The 19,288-nt window shown below is 72.5% G+C and carries 19 protein-coding genes; 5 read left to right on the top strand and 14 right to left on the bottom strand.

The genetic code is table 11. From position 1 onward, the window contains the following. Nucleotides 1-28 precede the first annotated feature (28 nt). From ABZ898_RS00325 to ABZ898_RS00290, 8 genes are all read right to left on the bottom strand, one after another. Nucleotides 29-916, bottom strand: coding sequence for a DUF5936 domain-containing protein (locus ABZ898_RS00325; protein WP_361651253.1), 888 nt, complete (start codon nt 914-916; stop codon nt 29-31). A gap of 16 nt (nt 917-932) precedes the next feature. Continuing rightward, nucleotides 933-1,877 carry a type II secretion system F family protein gene (locus ABZ898_RS00320; protein WP_361651251.1) on the bottom strand — a complete coding sequence of 315 codons (945 nt, stop codon included), beginning with the start codon at nt 1,875-1,877 and terminating at the stop codon, nt 933-935. Nucleotides 1,878-1,881: 4 nt separating this feature from the next. Continuing rightward, nucleotides 1,882-3,219, bottom strand: a complete 1,338-nt coding sequence (locus ABZ898_RS00315) for a CpaF family protein (RefSeq protein ID WP_361651249.1) — start codon at nt 3,217-3,219, stop codon at nt 1,882-1,884. A 13-nt stretch (nt 3,220-3,232) separates the two neighbouring features. Continuing rightward, nucleotides 3,233-3,583 carry a TadE/TadG family type IV pilus assembly protein gene (locus tag ABZ898_RS00310; protein WP_361651247.1) on the bottom strand — a complete coding sequence of 117 codons (351 nt, stop codon included), beginning with the start codon at nt 3,581-3,583 and terminating at the stop codon, nt 3,233-3,235. A 1-nt stretch (nt 3,584) separates the two neighbouring features. Next, on the bottom strand, nt 3,585-3,971 hold the full coding sequence (locus ABZ898_RS00305) for a TadE family protein (RefSeq protein WP_361651245.1): 387 nt from the start codon (nt 3,969-3,971) through the stop codon (nt 3,585-3,587). A gap of 2 nt (nt 3,972-3,973) precedes the next feature. Then, entirely contained in the window at nt 3,974-5,227 is a 1,254-nt protein-coding gene (locus tag ABZ898_RS00300) for an AAA family ATPase (RefSeq protein WP_361651243.1), read from the bottom strand. A 12-nt stretch (nt 5,228-5,239) separates the two neighbouring features. Next, complete coding sequence (gene cpaB / locus ABZ898_RS00295) at nt 5,240-5,950, bottom strand: Flp pilus assembly protein CpaB (RefSeq protein ID WP_361651241.1); 711 nt, start codon at nt 5,948-5,950, stop codon at nt 5,240-5,242. Between the two features lie 61 nt (nt 5,951-6,011). Beyond that, entirely contained in the window at nt 6,012-6,893 is an 882-nt protein-coding gene (locus ABZ898_RS00290; protein WP_361651239.1) for a hypothetical protein, read from the bottom strand. A gap of 307 nt (nt 6,894-7,200) precedes the next feature. Here ABZ898_RS00290 and ABZ898_RS00285 point away from each other — a divergent pair, with 307 nt between their 5' ends. Beyond that, entirely contained in the window at nt 7,201-8,898 is a 1,698-nt protein-coding gene (locus tag ABZ898_RS00285) for a glycoside hydrolase family 18 protein (protein WP_361652241.1), read from the top strand. Nucleotides 8,899-8,962: 64 nt separating this feature from the next. Here the strand turns inward: ABZ898_RS00285 and ABZ898_RS00280 are convergent, their stop codons facing one another. From ABZ898_RS00280 to ABZ898_RS00260, 5 genes are all read right to left on the bottom strand, one after another. Continuing rightward, complete coding sequence (locus tag ABZ898_RS00280) at nt 8,963-9,496, bottom strand: hypothetical protein (protein WP_361651237.1); 534 nt, start codon at nt 9,494-9,496, stop codon at nt 8,963-8,965. Nucleotides 9,497-9,585: 89 nt separating this feature from the next. Beyond that, a complete protein-coding gene (locus ABZ898_RS00275) occupies nt 9,586-11,064 on the bottom strand; it encodes a gluconate:H+ symporter (RefSeq protein ID WP_361651235.1) in 1,479 nt (492 codons plus the stop codon). Between the two features lie 127 nt (nt 11,065-11,191). Beyond that, nucleotides 11,192-11,602: a RidA family protein gene (locus ABZ898_RS00270; protein WP_361651233.1), complete on the bottom strand. Its 411-nt coding sequence runs from the start codon at nt 11,600-11,602 to the stop codon at nt 11,192-11,194. Continuing rightward, a complete protein-coding gene (locus ABZ898_RS00265) occupies nt 11,599-12,363 on the bottom strand; it encodes an IclR family transcriptional regulator (RefSeq protein ID WP_361651231.1) in 765 nt (254 codons plus the stop codon). Before ABZ898_RS00265 ends, ABZ898_RS00270 begins: the two co-directional genes overlap by 4 nt. Further along, complete coding sequence (locus tag ABZ898_RS00260; protein WP_361651229.1) at nt 12,360-13,418, bottom strand: sugar kinase; 1,059 nt, start codon at nt 13,416-13,418, stop codon at nt 12,360-12,362. The genes ABZ898_RS00265 and ABZ898_RS00260 overlap by 4 nt, the downstream gene beginning before the upstream one ends. Before the next feature lie 146 nt (nt 13,419-13,564). Between ABZ898_RS00260 and ABZ898_RS00255 the strand changes: the two genes are divergently transcribed. Both ABZ898_RS00255 and ABZ898_RS00250 read left to right on the top strand, forming a co-directional pair. Continuing rightward, complete coding sequence (locus ABZ898_RS00255; protein WP_361651227.1) at nt 13,565-14,842, top strand: alanine racemase; 1,278 nt, start codon at nt 13,565-13,567, stop codon at nt 14,840-14,842. A gap of 13 nt (nt 14,843-14,855) precedes the next feature. Beyond that, the gene (locus ABZ898_RS00250) at nt 14,856-16,466 is read left to right on the top strand and encodes a D-aminoacylase (protein WP_361651225.1); all 1,611 of its coding nucleotides are present in this window, start codon (nt 14,856-14,858) and stop codon (nt 16,464-16,466) included. 16 nt (nt 16,467-16,482) lie between these two features. Here the strand turns inward: ABZ898_RS00250 and ABZ898_RS00245 are convergent, their stop codons facing one another. After that, complete coding sequence (locus tag ABZ898_RS00245) at nt 16,483-17,307, bottom strand: serine protease (RefSeq protein WP_361651223.1); 825 nt, start codon at nt 17,305-17,307, stop codon at nt 16,483-16,485. Between the two features lie 239 nt (nt 17,308-17,546). On the opposite strand from ABZ898_RS00245, the gene ABZ898_RS00240 reads away from it, so the two are divergent. Further along, entirely contained in the window at nt 17,547-18,758 is a 1,212-nt protein-coding gene (locus ABZ898_RS00240) for a pyridoxal phosphate-dependent aminotransferase (RefSeq protein WP_361651221.1), read from the top strand. Nucleotides 18,759-18,868: 110 nt separating this feature from the next. After that, nucleotides 18,869-19,282: a hypothetical protein gene (locus ABZ898_RS00235; RefSeq protein ID WP_361651219.1), complete on the top strand. Its 414-nt coding sequence runs from the start codon at nt 18,869-18,871 to the stop codon at nt 19,280-19,282. Nucleotides 19,283-19,288 lie beyond the last annotated feature (6 nt).

The following is a 19,288-nucleotide window of genomic DNA, read 5'->3' as shown; positions in this document are numbered from 1 at the left end:
AACACCGCTCCCGCCTCCACGGCCCGCCTCACTCCCCCGCCAGCGTCCCGAAGTCCACCCCGGACCCGAGCAGGAGGCCCGCGCCCAGCAGCAGCATCGTGGCCGGGACCATGAACGTCGTGATCATCAGCGTGGCCTTGGGCACCGCGCGGGCGGCCTTGCGGCGGGCGTTCTGCGCGTCCGTGCGGCGCATGTCCTTGGCGAGGGAGACGAGGGTGTCGACGATGGGGGCGCCCAGTTCCTCGCCCTGCTGGAGGGCGGTGACGAACATGGCGACCTGCTCGGAGTCGTTGCGGCGGCGCAGTTCGGTGAACGCCTGGCGGCGGGTCATGCCGAGGTCCATCTGCCGCAGGGTGATGCGGAGTTCGTCCGCCCAGGGGCCTTCGTAGCGGGTGGAGACGCGGTCGAGGGCCTGGCGGAAGCCGAGGCCGGCGCTGACCACGACGGCGAGGACGTCGAGGAAGTCCGGCAGGGTCCGCTCGATGACGTCCCGGCGGACCCGGATCGCCGACCAGATGCCGACCTCGGTCCAGAAGGCGCCGAAGGCGAGCAGGAGGAGAGCCACGAACCACTGGCCCCTGAGGAGGAAGACCAGGAAGCCCAGGGTGCCGAGCGCGCCGTAGACCGCGCGGCGGGCGGCGTAGCGGTCGATGGTGAGGCCGCCGGGGTTGCCCGCGAGGTCGATGCGGCGGCGGTAGCGGGTGACCAGGGCCGGGCCCATCAGGCGCAGCACGAGGGGCGCGTACCGCATGCCCATGCGGTCGATGACGGAGCCGACCGCGCCGGTGCGGCTGGCGCCGATCTCCAGGGCGACGGCGAGGTCGCCGGGCAGCTTGGTCTCGGCGCGGTACATGCGGACGCCCGCGAAGGCGCCCCAGACGCCGAGGGCCGCCAGCAGGGCGAGCAGGAGTGTCATCCGGTCCGTCATCCCCTCACACGTCGATCCGGCTCATGCGGCGGATGAGGACGAACCCGACCGCGTACAGGGCGAAGGCGATGATCACGCAGCCCTGGCCGACCGGTGAGCCGGTCAGGCGTTCCAGGGCGCCGTCCTTGACGCCGTTCATCAGGAAGAGCGCGCCGACGCCGAGGGCGGGGACGGCGTACGAGGTCATGGTGACCTGGGAGAGCTGGGTGCGGATCTCGCGCCGGGTCTCCTTGCGCTCCTCCAGGGTCTCGGTGAGGTTGCGCAGCGCGGAGACCACCTGGCCGCCCGCCCGGTTGGAGAGCACGAGGGTGGTGACGAGGACGACGAGTTCCCGGGAGGGCAGCCTCGCGGCCAGCTCGCCGAGGGCGTCCTCCATGGACTGCCCGATCGCCAACTGGTCGGCCACCTGCGAGAGTTCCTCCCCGGCCGGCGCCTCCAGCTCCTCGGCGGCCATGCCGATGGCGGTGCGCAGGGCGAGGCCCGCCTGGGTGGCGTTGGCCAGGATGCGGGCCAGCTCGGGGAGTTGGTTGATGAAGCGCTCGATGCGTTTCTGGCGCTGCCAGTTGAGGAACTGCACGGCCGCCCAGATGCCGAGCAGACCGGCGATGGGGCCGAAGAAGGGGGCCAGGGTGGCCTGTCCGATGATCCAGAGCGCGGCCACCGCGGCGAGCATCCCGGCGAAGAACTCGCCCGGCGTGAGGTCGAGTCCGGTGGCGGCGAGCCGGAGTTCCAGCGCGCGGCCGAGCGAGGTGCGGCGCAGGCGGCGGTCCAGCCCGCGGAAGCGGCGCCTGCGGCCGCCGGCCGACACCTGGTCGGCGTGGGTGAGCCGGTCCTCCAGGGCGGCGCGCCGGGCCCGGCCGGAGGCGTAGGTCTGGAGGCCCGCGACGACGAGGACGCAGGTCAGCAGGGTGACGCCGGTGGTGAGCCGGGCGAGGGTGGACAGATCCATGGGCCTACCTGGCCTCTCGGGTGGCGAGCTGGTCCGCGGTGCGGGCGACGCCGAACGCCTGGGGTACGGGCTGGCCGGCCATGTAGAGGCGGTCGGCGGTGCGGCGGGGCAGCGGGAAGTACTGGAAGGCGCCGTGGACCTGGCCGTCGGCGGTCATCGGGCGGGCGTCGAAGCGGGCGACGGTCGCCAGCCGGTACGGCTCGCCGCCGTGGCTGTCGAGGAGGGCGACCTCGGTGATGCGGCGGGCGCCGTCGGCGAACCGGGTGAGCTGGACCAGGACGTCGACGGCGCTGTTGATCTGGTCGTGCAGCGCGGCGAAGGGCACCTCCACGTCGGACATGGAGGCGAGGGTCTGCAGCCGGGTGAGGGCGTCCTCGGCGCTGTTGGCGTGCACGGTGGCGAGCGAGCCGTCGTGGCCGGTGGACATGGCCTGGAGCATGTCCAGCGACTCCCCGCCGCGGACCTCGCCGACCACGATGCGGTCGGGCCGCATGCGCAGGGAGTTGCGCACGAGGTCGCGGATGGTGACCTGGCCGCTGCCCTCGACGTTCGGCGGGCGGGACTCCAGCCGGACCACATGGGTCTGCTGGAGCTGGAGTTCGGCGGAGTCCTCGATGGTGATGATGCGCTCGTGCGCCGGGATCAGCCCGGACAGGGCGTTGAGCAGGGTGGTCTTGCCGGTGCCGGTGGCGCCGGAGACGATCACGTTGAACTTGGCCTGCACGAGCCCGGCGAGCAGCAGCAGCATGTGGTCGTCGAGCGAGCCGAACCCGATCAGCTCCTTCAGGGTGTAGGAGCGCGGGAAGCGGCGGATGGTGAGGACGGGGCCGGTCAGGGAGAGCGGCGGGATGATGACGTTGACGCGCTCGCCGGAGGGCAGCCGGGCGTCGACCATCGGATTGGACTCGTCCACGCGGCGGTTGACGGTGGACACGATGCGCTCGATGGTCTGCATCAGCTGGTCGGCGGAGGCGAAGCGCAGCGGCAGCCGCTCGACGCGGCCGCCGCGCTCCACGAAGACCGAGTCCGGGCCGTTGACCATGATCTCGGTGACGGAGGCGTCCTCCAGGAGGGGTTCGAGGATGCCGAGGCCGAGCGCCTCGTCCACCACGCGGCGGATGAGCTGGGCGCGTTCGGCGGTGGAGAGCACCGGGCCCTCGCGGCTGATGATGTGGCCGAGGACGCGTTCGAGCCGGGCCCGGCGCTCGGCGGCGGCCAGCGAACTCATCTCCGCGAGGTCGATCTCCTGGAGCAGCTTGGCCCGGTAGGAGGCGACCAGGTGCCCGTCCTCGCCCCGGCTGCCCTGCTCCTCGGGGGAGTTGATGCGTGCCCGCAGGCTCATGGGACGGCCCTCCTCAGTGGTCGAGCGGCATGGTGGCGGACTTGACGGCGTCCCCGAGGTCCCAGCCGGGCACGACGTCGGGGATCTTGACGGTCGCGGTCACGGTGACCGAGTCCGCGCCCCCGCCGCCCTCCGAGCAGGTCACGGAGAGGCCGCCGCTGACCGCGGCCGCGCACGCCCCCTGCGCGCCCTGGTGCAGCGAGGCGGCGCGCGCCCCGGCCCGCGCGGCGGTGCCGGCCTGCTCGGCGGCGTAGGCGACGGCGCCGATCTGGATGCCGGCGAGCCCGACGATCAGCAGGACGGGGACGAACCCCAGGTACTCGATGGCGACCTGGCCCCGGTCGCGGACATGGCTGCGGCGCATCTCAGTCCTTCACCTCCTCCACGGCGCCGGCGTGGCCGCGCACCGTGACCGGGAAGTCGATGGAGCCGGGGAAGAGGACGGGGACCTTCAGCGACACGTCGGCGGTGACGAACCCGGTGCCGCCGCAGTTCACCTCCGCGCCGTCCCGCCACGCCCCGGACAGGTGCTCCAGCGCGGCGTCCGAGCAGGCTCCCTGCCGGGCGCCCCTCGGTGCGGCGGTGCCCGCCCGTACGCCCTCGTCGGCGGCGTTCCCGGCGAGCGTGAAGGCGTACCCGACCAGCACGCACTGCCACATCAGCACCAGGGTGAGCACGATCAGCGGCGTCATGCCGAGGAACTCGACCGCCACCTGCCCCCGGTCCTGGCGTAACCTCCCGCGGCGCCTCATGCCTACTCCTTCCGCCGCCGGAAGCCCACGGCTCCCCGGTCGCCGCCGCGCTGCCGGCCGCCCCGGTGGGCGGGGCCGTCGGGCGCCTTGGCCAGGCCCAGTTCCCCGGCCAGCGCCCACAGGGCCTGCCGTACGGTGCTGCGGGCGTCGAGTTCGTGCACGCGTCCGGCGTCCACCACGCCCTGGAGTTCCTTGTAGGCGGCGGGCACGGTGGTGCGGGCCAGGGCGGTGCCGGTGATGCGCTGGATCAGCGCGGGCTGGATCTCGGTGACCCGGGTGTACCGGTTGACCACGACGGTGGTCTCCTCGGCCTTGCGGATCTGCAGCCGGTCCCACATCCGCACGGTCCGCTTGGCGGCGCGTACGGAGACCACGTCGGGCGTGGTGACCAGCAGCGCGGTGTCGGCGCCCTCGACGGCGGCCGCGGTGGCCCCGGTGAGCTGGGCGCCGCAGTCCAGGACGACGACCTCGTAGCGGGCGCGCAGGGCGTGGACGATCTGGCGGACGGCGCGGTCGGTGACCTCCTCGCCGCGTTCGCCCTCGCCGGGCGCGAGCAGCAGGGCGAGGCCGGTGTCGTGGCGGTAGACGGCGTCGGCGAGGACGCGCGGGGAGATGTCGGCGATGGCGGCGAGGTCGGCGACCGAGCGGCGGAACTGGATGTCCAGGAAGGACGCCACGTCGCCGGTCTGGAGGTCGAGGTCGGCCAGCGCGGTGGACTTCCCCGACGCCTGCGCGGCGAGGGCGAGCTGGAGCGCGGCCGTGGTGGCGCCGGTGCCGCCCTTGGCCCCGCTGACGGTGATCACGGTGCCGCCGGGCCCGCTGAGCACGTCGGCCCCGCCGTGCCCGAGATGGCGGCGCACCCCGCTGGACCACTGGGCGACGGCCTGCACCCGGTGCGCGAGGTCCTCGTACGCCAGCGGCAGCCCGACCAGGCCGCGGGCGCCGGAGTCCATCGCCGCGGCGAACAGCGCGGGGCCGGCGTCGGTGGTGACGAGGATGACGCCGACGGCCGGGAAGCGCAGCGCTATCTCCCGGATCAGCTCCAGCGCCGGTACGGGACCGATGCGTTCATGGACGACGACGACCTCGGGCAGTTCGTCGACCGACTCGGCGGCCAGCCGGGCCAGGGTGTCGACGAGCTGGGTGGAGTCGGTCACCGGGGGGACCGGCTCGGCGTCCGGGAGCTGGCTGAGCAGCGTGGTGAGGGAGCGTACGGCGTCCGGGTCGGCGCCGGCCGGCAGGATCCTGGTGGGCATGCGGGACGCCTCTCACTTGTCCGTCGCTAGTTCGTAGGTGCGGTCGCGGTCCGGTATGTCGGACTCGCCGCCGGGGGCGACCAGGGCGAGCCGGACCCGCTGGGCGAAGGACTCGGCGTAGGTGACGCGCTGAGCGTCCAGGGCGGACAGCGCGAAGGTGATGGGGACGGCCTTGGTGGGCTGGCTCTGCTGGTCGCGGTCCCGGTCGGGTTCGAGATCGCGGATCTTCCCGAGGTCGAGCACCCGGGCGTTGGTGACGATGATCTTCGACTGGTCGGGGTCGCTCTCCTTCTTCCCCTCGAAGGTGGCGTAGACGTTGACCCGCGCGCCGGGCGTGATCTTGCCCGCGACGCCCGTGGCAGCGTCCACCATGATGGCGACCTCCTGCTCCCCGGACCGCAGTTCGGGCTGGTCGACGACCATGTCGGTCTGGAGCAGGGAGCCCGCGCGCAGGGTGGTGACGGCGATCTTGCCGCGCAGCTGGGCGAGGTCGGTGACGGCGTTGGCCGACAGCCACCTCTTGGGCATCGAGATCTTCTCGAACTGGTCCGCGCCCAGCACGGTGTACGGCTGGACCGCGGACTTCACCCGGTAGGCGGTGACCTCGGGGCCGACCTTGGAGCGCACGTCCTGGATGACGGAGAGCACGCCCGCGAACGCGCCGAGGGCGCACAGGACGGAGAGGATCAGGAGTATCACGCCGCGGCGCTGACGGGAGTTCATGAACCGTGCAACCTCATTGGGGGAATCGGTCGTGCGGGACGGGAGCGTGGTCCGGATCGGTTCAGGCGGGGGCGCGGCCGCGCAGGGCGCGCGGCGGGGGCAGCGGGTGTTCGGGCGGGGACGCGGAGCAGAAGACGCAGCGGTCGCCGATCACGTCCAGACCGCACCAGTGGCAGCCGGACTGCCTGACGGAGGCGACGAGCTGGTAGAGCACGGACAGGTCGGCGAGGTGGCCGCAGAACTCGATCATCCGGTTGGTGCCCCACCAGGCCGGGGACTCGGCGGGCAGCGGGGTCTCGCGCAGCCCGTGCGCGCCCCAGTCCTTGGCGAACCCGGTGATCCAGTCGGACTGGAGCTGGCCGCGGGCCAGCAGCATCCAGGTGCTGAACTCGGGGCCCTTGAGGGTGGCGCCGGGCACCGCCTTGACGAGCTGCGGCTCCGGGTGGGCGACGACGGCGAACTGGGCTCCGGGGACCCAGGACTTGGCGTGGGCCTTGAGCCCGACGGGCACGTGGTCCAGCCGGGCGACCGAGCCGAGGACGGCACCGGCGTGGATGTAGTGGGTGAGCAGCCGTCCGGCGGAGGCGAGCACCCCGGGGCCGAGGTCGCAGGTGGCGAGCTGGCGCAGCTGCCGGGCCAGGACCGCGACGCCGAGCGGCGGTAACTCCGGCCGGAACACGGCGATACGGTCGCTCTCCAGCAGGGAGCGCAGCGTGTGCAGGCGGCGCAGCACGGGCTCGGGGGTGGCCCGTGAGCACAGGACGACCAGGTAGCCGAACTGGTCGGTGATCGTCTGGATCTCGGTGAGGGTCTGGTCCAGCGGGCGCCGGTCGAGATCGCGCAGCACGACGGCGGGCATCGTCCGCTCGTCCTGTGCCGGCAGCGCCAGGTCGGCACTGGTCACGGCGATGGCAGTTGGCACGCGCAGCTCCCCGCTCTTCACACCCTCCGGCCCACCGGCACGGTTCCCCTCGGGCCAGGACGACTTCGTTGCGTGACTACGTGAGCACTGTAACCACGCCTGGATCACGGGAGAACAGCGTTTGTGTAGCTCGTGGGGAACTCTCCTGGCACAACTCCCGGCAAAGCGGGACAGGTTGCGCGACCGGACCGGGGGCGGACCGGACGCGGCCCCTTGACAGCGAGATTGGTCTGGACCAACTTGTACCACCAGGGGTGCGCCTCGGGCGTCCACTCCCCTCCCCCGCGAATTCCCCCACTGGAGGCTCCAGTTGGACCTCGTATCTGTCATGCCCGCGCGCGGCGGGCGCGGCCGGGCCCGCGCCTGGTCGGTGACCGCCGCTCTCGCCCTCGCCCTGGCGGGCCTGGCCGCCGCTCCGGCGTCGGCGGCGGACGTCAACAACGCGAAGAACGCCGGCTTCGAGTCGGGCCTGTCCGGCTGGACCTGCTCGGCCGGCAGCGGGACGACCGTCTCGTCCCCGGTGCACGGCGGTTCCGCCGCGCTGAAGGCCACCCCCGCCGGGCAGGACAACGCCCAGTGCACCCAGTCGGTGGCGGTGAAGCCCAACTCCACTTACACGCTGAGCGCGTGGGTTCAGGGCGGGTACGCCTACCTCGGGGCGACCGGCACCGGCACCACCGACGTGTCCACCTGGACCCCGGACAGCTCGTCGTGGAAGCAGCTCTCGACGACGTTCACCACGGGCTCCGCCACCACCTCGGTCACCGTGTACACCCACGGCTGGTACGGGCAGGCCGCGTACTTCGCCGACGACGTGCGGGTGCAGGGCCCGGACGGCGGCGGGGGCGGTGACCCGGCGCCCACCGTGCCGGGCACGCCGGGCGGTCTCGCGGTGTCCGGCACCACCTCGTCGTCGGTCTCGCTGGCCTGGAACACGGTGTCGGGCGCGAGCGGCTACAACGTGTACCGCAACGGCACCAAGGTCACCGCGGTGAGCGGCACCTCGGCCACGGTCACCGGACTCGCCGCGTCGACCTCGTACTCCTTCCAGGTCACGGCGGCCAACTCGGCGGGTGAGTCCGCGAAGTCGGCCTCGGTGACCGGGACCACCACCTCCGGCGGGACCGTGCCCAAGGGCGACCTGCCCAAGCACGCGGTGACCGGGTACTGGCAGAACTTCAACAACGGCGCGGCCGTGCAGAAGATCTCCGACGTGCCCTCCGCCTACGACATCGTCGCCGTGGCCTTCGCGGACGCCACCTCCACGCCGGGCGCGGTGAGCTTCTCCCTGGACTCGGCCGGGCTGAACGGCTACACCGTCGACCAGTTCAAGGCCGACATCAGGGCCAAGCAGGCCGCGGGCAAGAAGGTGATCGTCTCCGTCGGCGGCGAGCGCGGCACGGTCGCGGTCAGCGACACCGCCTCGGCGAACAACTTCGCCAACTCGGTGTACTCGCTGATGCAGACCTACGGGTTCGACGGCGTCGACATCGACCTGGAGAACGGGCTCAACCCGACGTACATGACGCAGGCGCTGCGGTCGCTGTCGTCGAAGGCGGGCTCGTCGCTGATCATCACGATGGCGCCGCAGACGATCGACATGCAGTCGACGTCCGGCTCCTACTTCCAGACGGCCCTGAACATCAAGGACATCCTCACGGTCGTCAACATGCAGTACTACAACAGCGGTTCGATGCTGGGCTGCGACGGCAAGGTGTACAGCCAGGGCTCGGTGGACTTCCTGACCGCGCTGGCCTGCATCCAGCTGGAGGGCGGGCTCGCGCCCTCCCAGGTCGGCATCGGTGTGCCGGCCTCCACCCGGGGCGCGGGCAGCGGGTACGTCTCGCCCACCGTGGTGAACAACGCGCTGGACTGCCTGGCCAAGGGCACGGGCTGCGGCTCCTTCAAGCCGGCCCGGACCTACCCGGACCTGCGGGGCGCGATGACCTGGTCGACCAACTGGGACGCGACGGCGGGCAACGCCTGGTCCGGCGCGGTCGGCCCGCACGTGCACGGGATGCCGTAGCGGTACCGGAAGACGGGCGGTGCCCCGGCTTCCCTCAAGGGGGAGGCCGGGGCACCGCCGTCGTTCACTCGGACTCGAAGTACGCGTCCAGTACCGCGTCCATCCCGGCGTCCCACTCCGCGAACCGCGCGCGGGAGGGGGCCTCGATCTCGATCGGGTACCAGCGGCGGTCCGGGGTGTGCACCGTGACGGTGAAGCGCTTCCCGAACCGGGCCGTCTCCGTCTCCACGGCGGCGATCTCCGGCCAGCCGAACTCGCACTCCTCCGCGTCCAGGCTGAGCCGTACGCCCTTCCGGTCCGCGACTATCCGCGCCCGGCGGTCGGCGGCCTCGAAGACGGGCCCCTCTTCCGCGGGCTCTTCCTCGGCGGACTCCGCCTCGGCGTCAGCCGCCTCGGCCTCCTCCGGAACGGATTCCGCGGGCGCCGAACTCCCTTCCGCCTCAGCCGAGTCGGCCGCTTCGGCCGTCGGCTCGGCGTCCTCCGGTTCCCCCTGGGCGGCGGAGCCCGTCAGGCCGGGGATGAAGGCCGGGTCGAACCCGGCACCCGTGACGGGCTCGCCCTTCAGGGGCTGGCTGCTCGATCCTATGCGCTGCTCCACGGCGGCAGTATGGACGACTTCCCTGTGCCGGAACCACCCGGCGCTCCATTCCCGCCGGTATCCCACCGGTAAGTCCCCCGTCGTGTCCGTCAGACGAACAGGCTGACGACCGCCGCGACGGCGAACCCGGCGACGGAGAGGACCGATTCGAGGACCGTCCACGTCTTCAGCGTGTCCCGCTCCGAGATGCCGAAGTACTTGGCGACCATCCAGAAGCCGCCGTCGTTGACGTGCGAGGCGAAGATGGAGCCCGCCGAGATGGCCATGATCACCAGGGCGGTGAACGCCTGGGAGTGGTCGCCCTCGGCGAGCAGCGGGGCGACGATACCGGCCGTCGTCACGATGGCGACCGTGGCCGAGCCCTGGGCGACCCGCAGGACCAGCGAGATCAGGTACGCCAGCACGATCACCGGCAGACCGACGCCGTTGAAGGTGTCCGAGAGCGCCTGGGCGACGCCGCTGGCCTTGAGGACGGCGCCGAAGACCCCGCCCGCGCCGACCACCAGCAGGATGTTGCCGACCGGCTTCAGGGAGGCGGTGGAGACGTTCTCCAGGGACTTGCGGGACCAGCCGCGCCGGATGCCGAGCAGGTAGTAGGCGAGCACCAGGGCGATGGTGAGGGCGACGAAGGGGTGCCCGAAGAACTCGATGACCGAGCGCACGGTAGACGGGTCCAGCGCGACCGAGGAGAACGTGGCGGCCAGGATCAGGATCAGCGGCGTACCGATGATGGCGAGGACCGTGCCCAGCGGGACCGGCTTCTCCGCCGGCTCCACGCCCGAGGCCCGCTGCTCGGCGAGGACCGCCTGCCGGGCCTCCTCCGCCGCCTCGACCATGTCCTGCGGGACGGGGACGAAGATGCGGCGGCCGATCCACGCGGCGAACGCCCACGCGGCCAGCACCGCCGGGATGCCGCAGACGACCCCCATGAGCACGACCCAGCCGAGCTGCACGTGCAGCAGTCCGGCCGCGGCCACCGGGCCGGGGTGCGGGGGCAGGAAGGCGTGGGTCATGGACAGGCCCGCGAGCAGCGGCAGGCAGTACAGCAGGATCGACTTGCCGCCCCGCTTGGCGGCCGCGTAGACGAGCGGCGCGAGGACGAAGATGCCGACGTCGAAGAAGACCGGGATGCCGAAGATGAGGCCGGTCAGGCCCATGGCGAGCGGCGCCCGCTTCTCGCCGAACAGCCGCAGCAGGCGCCCCGCGAGGACCTCGGCGCCGCCGCTGACCTCCAGGATCGCGCCGAGCATGGTGCCCAGGCCGATGATGATGGCGACGTGGCCGAGGATGCCGCCCATGCCGGACTCGATGGTGGAGACGGCGTCGGAGCGCTGGACGGTGCCGAAGAGTTCGGTGACCGAGAGACCGGCGAGCAGGCCGACGGTTATGGAGACGGTGAGCAGCGCGACGAACGGCTGGAGCCGGACCTTGATGATCAGGAAGAGCAGCAGGGCGATGCCGATGCCGGCGACGGTCAGCAGACCGGGGGTGCCGTCCAGCAGGAGGAGCAGTCCTCCGGTGTGGGGTGGTGCGGCGGGCGCGGGTGCGGCGGCGAGCGGAAGGGACATGAGAGGGAGGTCCTCTGCGTGAGTGAGGTAAGTGCATCGGGCTTTCGGGCAGGGTGGAGCGCGGCACGGCACCCGAAGGGGGTGCCGTGCCGTGTGCGTCGTGCGGGTGGTGCGGTACGGGGAGGGCTCAGCCGAGGACGGCGAGCGCGTCGATCTCGATGAGGAGCCCGGCGGGCAGGCCCACGTAGACCGTGGTGCGGGCGGCGGGGGGCTGGGTGAGGCCCTGCTCGCCGAAGTAGGTGTTGTAGATGTCGTTCATCTCGGCGAAGTGGTCCACGTCGGTGAGGTAGACGCGGATCATCATCACGTCGTCCCAGCCCGCGCCGCCCTCTTCGAGGATCGCCTTGACGTTGGCGAGGGTCTGCAGGGTCTGCTCGCGCAGGGTGGGACCGGCGGGGGTGGGGGCCTGGCCCTCCTCGGCGGGCAGGAAGCCGACCTGGCCGGCGACCTGGAGGATGTTGCCCTTCCTGACGCCGTGCGAGAACTTCGCGGGCGGCACGGTGTGGGTCTTGGGGGTCAGGGCGATCTTGTCGGTCATGCGGTGGGGTCCTTCACTGGGGTTCTTCCGGAGTACTCGCCGCTGATCGCGTCCGCCGTGCGGCGCACCCGCGGGAGCAGGGTGAGGAGTTCGTCGGCGGTGACGACCACGTTCGGCGCGGAGACCGACATCGCGGCGACCACCCGGCCGTCGGCGCCCCGGACGGGGGCCGCGACACAGTTGATGGACTCCTCGTGGCCACCGAGGTCGGTGGCCCAGCCCTGTTCGCGCACCTTCTCCAACTCGCGCAGGAAAGCGCCCGCGTTGGGGGTGGAACGGGCCGTGTACAGGGGGTATTCGAGCTTCTCCGCCAGCGCCCGCCGCTCGCCCTCGGGCAGATCGGCCAGCAGCAGCTTGGCGACGGCGGCGACCGTGATGGCGACCGGCTTGCCGACGCGCGAGTACATGCGCACCGGGTAGCGGCTGTCCACCTTGTCGATGTAGAGCACCTCGCCCTCCTCGTGCACGGCGAGGTGCACGGTGTGCCCGCACTCCTCGTTGAGCCGGACGAGGTGGGGGTGGGCGATCTCGCGGATGTCGAGGTTCTCCATCGCCTCCTGGGCGAGGGCGAAGAGGCGGGCGCCGAGCCGGTAGCGCTGGTCGGACTGGCGGTAGACCAGGCCGTGTTCGTGCAGGGTGCGCAGCAGGCGCAGCGCGGTGGACTTGTGCACGCCGAGCCGCTCGGCGACCTGGCCGAGGTCGGCGGGTCCCTCCGCGAGCAGCGGGAGGATGCTCAGGGCGCGGTCGACGGTCTGGCTCATGAGGTGCTCGTTCCTTCGGTGACCTGGTCGGCGCCGGTCCAGCCGGGGCCGAGTCGCAGTCTCCCCCACGCCGTCTCGTCCAGGGCGGCCAGCCGGTCGGCGTGGTCACAGGCGGGCGGGTCGGCGAGGTCACCGGGGACGGTGAGGGCGGCGGCGGCCATGAGGTGGCCGTGCCGCAGCCGGTCGCGCACGGGCAGCCCGCGCAGGGTGGCGGAGAGGAAGCCCGCGGCGAAGGCGTCGCCCGCGCCGACGGTGGCCACGACGTCGACGGCGAGGGCGGGCACGCGGACCGCGTGCTCACCGGTCGCCGTGCGCTCGAAGGCCGTCGCGCCGTCCGGGCCCTCCTTGACGACCAGCACCCGGGGTCCGGGCAGCAGCCGCCGTACGGCCTCGACCCCGCCCCGCGTGCCCCAGGCGTCCTCCGCCTCGTCGGTGCCGACGAACACGATGTCGGCCCGCCGGGCCAGGTCCAGCAGCACCAGGGCGTCGTCGCCCTCGCGCCACAGGCCGGGCCGGTGGTTGACGTCGAAGGACACCACCGGGCGTCCCTCGCGCGGCGCGGTCAGCTCGTGCAGCAGCTCCCGGCATCCCGGCGACAGCGCGGCGGTGATCCCGGACAGGTGCAGCACGCGGCCCGCGTCCAGCGCGGCGCGGTCGGTGTTGTCGGCGGCCATGGCGGAGGCGGCCGATCCGGCGCGGTAGTAGGCGACTTCGTGGGCGTCGGTGGCCCGGTCGGCGGCGGTGCGGAAGTAGACGCCGGTGGGGCGGGCCGGGTCCACGCGGACCGCGCCCGTGTCGACGCCGTAGGAGCCGATCTTCTCGACCAGGTGCTGCCCGAAGCCGTCGGCGCCGACCCGGCTGACCCAGCGGGCGGGGTGGCCGGCGGCGGCGAGGGTGCAGACGACGTTGGACTCGGCGCCGCCGATCCCCCGCCGGAAGGCGGGCACGTCGGCGAGGCGGCCGGGCCGGTCGGGGAGGAAGGTGACCATGGACTCGCCGAGCGCCACGACATCCACGGTGTCGGGGGCGGCGCTGGACTGTCCGTCGGCGGTCACGATGGTTCGGCTCCTCGTCGATGGTCCCTGGGCTTTCCGGGGTGACGACTTCGTTGACCCCGTGTTGGCCGAGATGTTAGACAGCTCTGAGCGACATACGCAATGGACGTTGCATGGAGTGCAACGCTGCTGATCAGGAGGCTCGCATGGCTCGTGAGACCGGCTCCGAAGCCCTGGCCCAGCTCGCCGGGGAACGGGTCGACCACCGTTTCAAGGGCCTTCCGCCGGACGCCGCCGGGCTGACGGTGGGCGAGCTGGCCGCCGAGCGCCGCAACCTGTTCACCGACGGCTTCGCCACCCCCGTCCTCGCACTGTCCGCCGAGCGCCTGGAGCACAACCTCGCGCTCATGGAGACCTACGCCGCCCGGCACGGCCTCGCCTTCGCCCCGCACGGCAAGACCTCCATGGCACCGCAGCTGTTCGCCCGGCAGATCGAGCACGGCGCCTGGGGCATCACCGTCGCGGCGCCCCACCAGGTATGGGTGGCACGGGAGTTCGGCGTCCGGCGGATCTTCCTCGCCAACGAGCTGGTGGACGCCGCCGCCCTGCGCCGCATCGCCGCCGAGCTGGCGGCCGACCCGGACTTCCGCCTCGTCACCTACGTCGACTCCGTGCGCGGGGTCGAGCTGATGGACGCGGCCCTCGCCGGCGCCGCCCGCCCGCTGGACGTGGTCGTGGAGCTGGCCGCCGGGGAGGGCGCCCGCACCGGCGCCCGCACCGAGGCCGCGTGCGCGGAGATCGCCGCCGCCGTGGCCGCCACCGGCACCCTGCGCCTGGTCGGCGTGGCGGGGTACGAGGGCGAGGTGCCGAAGGCCGACCCGGAGCGGGTCGCGGCCTACCTGCGCCGGCTCACCGCGCTCGCCGCCGCCCTGGACGCCGGGGGCCTCTTCGGCGAGGCGGACGAGATCGTGGTGAGCGCGGGCGGCAGCGCCTGGTTCGACACGGTGGCCGAGGTGTTCGCCGAGGTGCCCGGGCTGTCCCGCCCGGTGCTGAAGCTGCTCCGCTCCGGCGCCTACGTCTCGCACGACGACGGCCACTACCGCCGGATCACCCCCTTCAACCGGGTCCCGGAGGAGGGCACGCTGGAGCCCGCGTTCCGGCTGTGGGCCCAGGTGGTCTCCCGCCCCGAACCCGGCCAGGCGTTCGTCAACGCGGGCAAGCGGGACGCCGCGTACGACCTGGACCGGCCCGAGGCGCAGGTGGTGCGCCGGGACGGCGCCGAGCACCCCGCCACCGGCGTCACCGTGACCGCCCTGTCGGACCAGCACATGTGGCTGGCCACCACACCCGAGGCCGATGTCATGGTGGGCGACTGGATCGGCTTCGGCCTGTCCCACCCCTGCACCAGCTTCGACAAGTGGCAGCTCATCCCCGTGGCCGAGGCGGACGGCACGGTCGTGGAATACGTCCGCACGTTCTTCTAGGGAGGCCGCAGCCGTGGCAGAACTCGTCATCCGGGACGCCGACGTCGTCGACGGCGGCGGGGGGCCCGCCTACCGCGCCGACGTGGTGGTCGACGGCGGCCGGATCGTCTCCATCGTCAAGGAGGCCGCGGCGGCGGGCTGCCAGCGCCCGACCGCCCGGCGCGAGCTGGACGCGGAGGGCCTGGCCCTCTCCCCCGGCTTCATCGACATGCACGCCCACTCCGACCTGGCCCTGCTGCGCGACCCGGACCACAGCGCCAAGGCCGCGCAGGGCGTCACCCTCGAAGTGCTGGGCCAGGACGGCCTGTCGTACGCCCCCGTCGACGACCGCACCCTGGAGGAGGTCCGCCGGGCCATCACCGGCTGGAACGGCTACGGCGACGACCTCGACATGGACTGGCGCTCGGTCGGCGAGTACCTGGACCGGCTCGATCAGGGCATCGCGGTCAACGCGGCCTACCTGATCCCGCAGGGCACGGTCCGCGCGCTGGTCGTCGGCTGGGAGGACCGCCCGGCGACCCCGGCCGAGCTGGACCGGATGCGGCACCTGGTCGCGGAGGGCCTCGAACAGGGCGCGGTCGGCCTCTCCTCCGGCCTCACCTACACCCCCGGCATGTACGCGAACGACGCCGAACTGACCGAGCTGTGCCGGGTGGTGGCCTCCTACGGCGGCTACTACTGCCCCCACCACCGCTCCTACGGCGCGGGCGCCCTTCAGGCGTACGCCGAGATGGTCGCCCTCACCCGTGAGGCGGGCTGCCCGCTGCACCTGGCCCACGCCACCATGAACTTCGGCGTCAACGAGGGCCGCGCACCCGAGCTGCTCGCCCTGCTGGACGCGGCCCTGGACGCGGGCGCCGACCTCACCCTGGACACGTATCCCTACACCCCCGGCTCCACCACCCTGGCCGCGCTGCTGCCCAGCTGGGCGAGCGAGGGCGGCCCCGCGGAGATCCTGGCCCGGCTCACCGACCCGGAGACCGCGCGGCGCGTCCGGCACGACCTGGAGGTCACCGGCTCCGACGGCTGCCACGGCGTACCCGCGCAGTGGGAGACGATCGAGATCTCGGGCGTGACCGATCCGGCGCTGACCGCCTACGTCGGCCGGACCGTGGAGGAGGCGGCCGCGGCACGCGGCGAGGAGCCCTGGGAGACCGTCCGGCACCTGCTGGTCGAGGACCGGCTCGGCACCACGATCCTCCAGCACGTCGGGCACGAGGAGAACGTCCGCGCGATCATGCGCCACCGCGCGCACACCGGCGGCTCGGACGGCATCCTCCAGGGCACCAAGCCGCACCCACGCGCCTACGGCACCTTCCCGCGCTATCTCGGCACCTACGTCCGGGAGTTGGGGGTGCTGTCGCTTCAGGAGTGCGTCGCCCGGCTGACCTCGCGGCCCGCGGCCCGGCTGCGGCTGCCGGACCGGGGCCTGGTGCGCGAGGGGTACCGCGCCGACCTGGTGCTGTTCGACCCGGCCACGGTCGCCGCCGGGTCCACCTTCGCGGAGCCGAGGACACTGCCCACCGGGATTCCGCACGTGCTGGTCGACGGACGGTTCGTCATCGAGGACGGGCGGCGCACCGACGTGCTGGCGGGCCGGTCGGTGCGCCGTACCCCGGTGTGACGGCAGGGGGCGACGGTCAGGGCTTGGGCAGGGTGCAGCCGGCCGCGCTGAGGTCGAGCCGGTTGCCGGTCGTGAAGCAGGCCGGTATCTGGTAGGTCTCCTGCGCGTAGTTGATGCCCTGGCGGACGGTGACCTTGCCGTTCTGGTCGACCTCGCAGGGGTTGTTCTCGGTGCAGGACTGGCCGTCCTCGTTGCCCGTGTTGTTGACGGCGACGACCTTGCCGGTGGCGGTGTCGATCACCGGGGAGCCGGAGGTGCCGCCGATGGTGTTGCAGGCGGAGGTGTAGCGCAGCGAGTCCTTCCAGGTCCAGTCGCCCTCCTTCAGCCGGTACACGAACCCGTCCGCGTTGCAGGAGTAGATCCGCTTCCAGTAGCCGGAGACCACCTTGATGGCGCTTCCGGCGACGGGGTGGGTGTTGCTCAGGGGCAGCGCGTTGATGCCGTAGGAGCTCCGGATCGCCGCGTAGCTGGTGGTCAGCCGGTACAGGGTGACGTCGGTGTCCGTCATCGTGGAGTAGACGACCTGGTTGGCCCGGAGCGTGGCCACCTTGGTGCCGGCCGAGTTCAGCAGGCCGAAGGTGCGGCTGGAGGACTGGCCGGTGATGACCTCGCCGGGCTCGGGGAAGCCGGTCTCCAGGCAGTGCCCGTTGCTCATGACGAGCGCGGGGTCGCTGTCCGCCGAGTTCGGCAGCCGGACGACCGAGCCGGAGCAGTTGCTGAGCGACACGGTCCCGGCGAAGTCGACGGTCACCGCCTTGGCCTGCGGCGCGGCCAGGGCCGGGGTCGCGCCGAACCCGGCGAGCGCCACGGCGGAGAGCGCGGCCAGGAGAGGCTTGTTCATGTGGGGGTCCCCTCTTCGTGAATTGTCATGCACATTGTCACGAGAGGGGCGAGGGAGGACAAGAGTGCCGGCCCGAGGGGCCCTTTCCCCGCCGGGCGTCAACGCATGCGCGCGGACACGGAGTTGAGCGCACGGGAGATACCGCCGCGAACCCGGCCGTTCCGCACCCGGGGCCGGCGGCGGGACACGTGGTGGAAAACACCGTCCACCGGGCACGACCGGGCCGTAAGCTCGCGGGCATGCAGGTGATCCAGTCGACCAAGCTCGCCAACGTCTGTTACGAGATCCGGGGCCCGGTGCTCGAGGAGGCGATGCGACTGGAGGCGGCCGGTCACCGCATCCTGAAGCTCAACACCGGCAACCCGGCCGCCTTCGGCTTCGAGTGCCCCCCGGAGATCCTGGAGGACATCCTCCGCAACGTCTCCACGGCCCACGGCTACGGCGACGCCAAGGGGCTGCTGGCCGCCCGCCGCGCGGTGGTCATGCACAACCAGACCCTCGGCATCGAGACCGACGTCGAGCACGTCTTCATCGGCAACGGCGTCTCCGAGCTGATCGTGATGGCCATGCAGGCCCTGCTCGACGACGGCGACGAGGTCCTCGTACCCGCCCCCGACTACCCCCTGTGGACGGCGGCCGTCTCGCTGTCCGGCGGCACCGCGGTGCACTACCGGTGCGACGAGCAGGCCGACTGGATGCCCGACCTCGCCGACATCGAGCGCAAGATCACCGACCGCACCAAGGCCCTGGTGATCATCAACCCGAACAACCCCACGGGCGCGGTCTACGACGAGGCGATGCTCAGGGGCCTGACCGACATCGCCCGCCGCCACAACCTGCTGGTCTGCTCCGACGAGATCTACGACAAGATCCTCTACGACGGCGCGGTCCACACCCCCACCGCCAAGGTCGCCCCCGACCTGCTCACCCTCACCTTCAACGGCATGTCGAAGGCGTACCGGGTGGCCGGATACCGGGTCGGCTGGATGGCCGTCTCCGGCCCGCGCGCGCACGCCGACTCCTACCTGGAGGGCCTGACGATCCTGGCCAACATGCGGCTGTGCGCCAACATGCCGGGCCAGCACGGCGTGGTCGCCGCGCTCAGCGGGCGCCAGACGATCGACGACCTGGTACTGCCGGGCGGCCGGCTGAAGGAGCAGATGGACACGGCGTACGAGCTGCTCACGCGGATTCCCGGCGTGAGCTGCGTACGCCCCAAGGGCGCGCTGTACCTCTTCCCCCGCCTCGACCCGAAGGTCTTCAAGATCAGGGACGACCGGCAGATGGTCCTCGACCTGCTGCGCGAGGAGAAGATCATGGTGGTCCAGGGCACCGGCTTCAACTGGCCCGAGCCCGATCACTTCCGGGTCGTCACCCTGCCCAACGTGGCCGATCTGACCGACGCGGTGACGCGGATCGGGACGTTCCTGGACGGGTACGGCCAGCCGTAGCACCGCCGCGACACCGGCCGTAGCCACGGGACCGCCGTCCGTGACTCGGCTCAACTTTAGACAGAATCCAAGCTAGGATGGCTTCCTGCCAGCGCTGAGGAGGCCGTCCCATGTACGAACCGATCCGCACCAAGTCGGTCCACAGCACCCCGGCGGCCCCGGACTTCCCGCACCGCACCCGCGACGAGGAGCTGGACCTCCAGCTCGCCGGGCACCTCGCCGCCCTGCTCGCCGTCACCGACGAGCTGCGCGGCCCGTCCGCCGATGCCGAGCTGGACGCGGCCGCCGAGCGGCTCTCGGCCGAGGTGGCCCGGCTCCGCGGGGGCCACGCCCCGGTGCGGGCGCCGGCCGGCGCGGCCGGGGACCGGGCGCCGCTGCACCGCAGGGCCCACATGCTGGCCGGCCGCGCCCTGGTCGTCGCCGCGTCCCGCGCGGACACGGCCGCCGCCATCCTGGCCGCGGAGCGGATGGACGCCCACGCCGCCGCGCCGGCCGCGCCGAGGGAACTCAGCGCGGCCCGCTGACCCGGC

The sequence above is a fragment of the Streptomyces sp. NPDC046860 genome (assembly GCF_040645115.1).
Classification (GTDB): Bacteria; Actinomycetota; Actinomycetes; order Streptomycetales; family Streptomycetaceae; genus Streptomyces.
Note: the sequence above shows the minus strand (reverse complement) of the source record. Positions and strands in the feature narration are given on the sequence as shown.

What these genes read in the sequence shown, in the direction of transcription:
- ABZ898_RS00325 (WP_361651253.1), bottom strand. Translation starts at nt 916, where the DNA reads ATGACACTCCTGCTCGCCCTGCTGGCGGCCCTCGGCGTCTGGGGCGCC.
- ABZ898_RS00320 (WP_361651251.1), bottom strand. Translation starts at nt 1,877, where the DNA reads ATGGATCTGTCCACCCTCGCCCGGCTCACCACCGGCGTCACCCTGCTG.
- ABZ898_RS00315 (WP_361651249.1), bottom strand. Translation starts at nt 3,219, where the DNA reads ATGAGCCTGCGGGCACGCATCAACTCCCCCGAGGAGCAGGGCAGCCGG.
- ABZ898_RS00310 (WP_361651247.1), bottom strand. Translation starts at nt 3,583, where the DNA reads ATGCGCCGCAGCCATGTCCGCGACCGGGGCCAGGTCGCCATCGAGTAC.
- ABZ898_RS00305 (WP_361651245.1), bottom strand. Translation starts at nt 3,971, where the DNA reads ATGAGGCGCCGCGGGAGGTTACGCCAGGACCGGGGGCAGGTGGCGGTC.
- ABZ898_RS00300 (WP_361651243.1), bottom strand. Translation starts at nt 5,227, where the DNA reads ATGCCCACCAGGATCCTGCCGGCCGGCGCCGACCCGGACGCCGTACGC.
- cpaB (WP_361651241.1), bottom strand. Translation starts at nt 5,950, where the DNA reads ATGAACTCCCGTCAGCGCCGCGGCGTGATACTCCTGATCCTCTCCGTC.
- ABZ898_RS00285 (WP_361652241.1), top strand. Translation starts at nt 7,201, where the DNA reads ATGCCCGCGCGCGGCGGGCGCGGCCGGGCCCGCGCCTGGTCGGTGACC.
- ABZ898_RS00275 (WP_361651235.1), bottom strand. Translation starts at nt 11,064, where the DNA reads ATGTCCCTTCCGCTCGCCGCCGCACCCGCGCCCGCCGCACCACCCCAC.
- ABZ898_RS00270 (WP_361651233.1), bottom strand. Translation starts at nt 11,602, where the DNA reads ATGACCGACAAGATCGCCCTGACCCCCAAGACCCACACCGTGCCGCCC.
- ABZ898_RS00265 (WP_361651231.1), bottom strand. Translation starts at nt 12,363, where the DNA reads ATGAGCCAGACCGTCGACCGCGCCCTGAGCATCCTCCCGCTGCTCGCG.
- ABZ898_RS00255 (WP_361651227.1), top strand. Translation starts at nt 13,565, where the DNA reads ATGGCTCGTGAGACCGGCTCCGAAGCCCTGGCCCAGCTCGCCGGGGAA.
- ABZ898_RS00245 (WP_361651223.1), bottom strand. Translation starts at nt 17,307, where the DNA reads ATGAACAAGCCTCTCCTGGCCGCGCTCTCCGCCGTGGCGCTCGCCGGG.
- ABZ898_RS00240 (WP_361651221.1), top strand. Translation starts at nt 17,547, where the DNA reads ATGCAGGTGATCCAGTCGACCAAGCTCGCCAACGTCTGTTACGAGATC.
- ABZ898_RS00235 (WP_361651219.1), top strand. Translation starts at nt 18,869, where the DNA reads ATGTACGAACCGATCCGCACCAAGTCGGTCCACAGCACCCCGGCGGCC.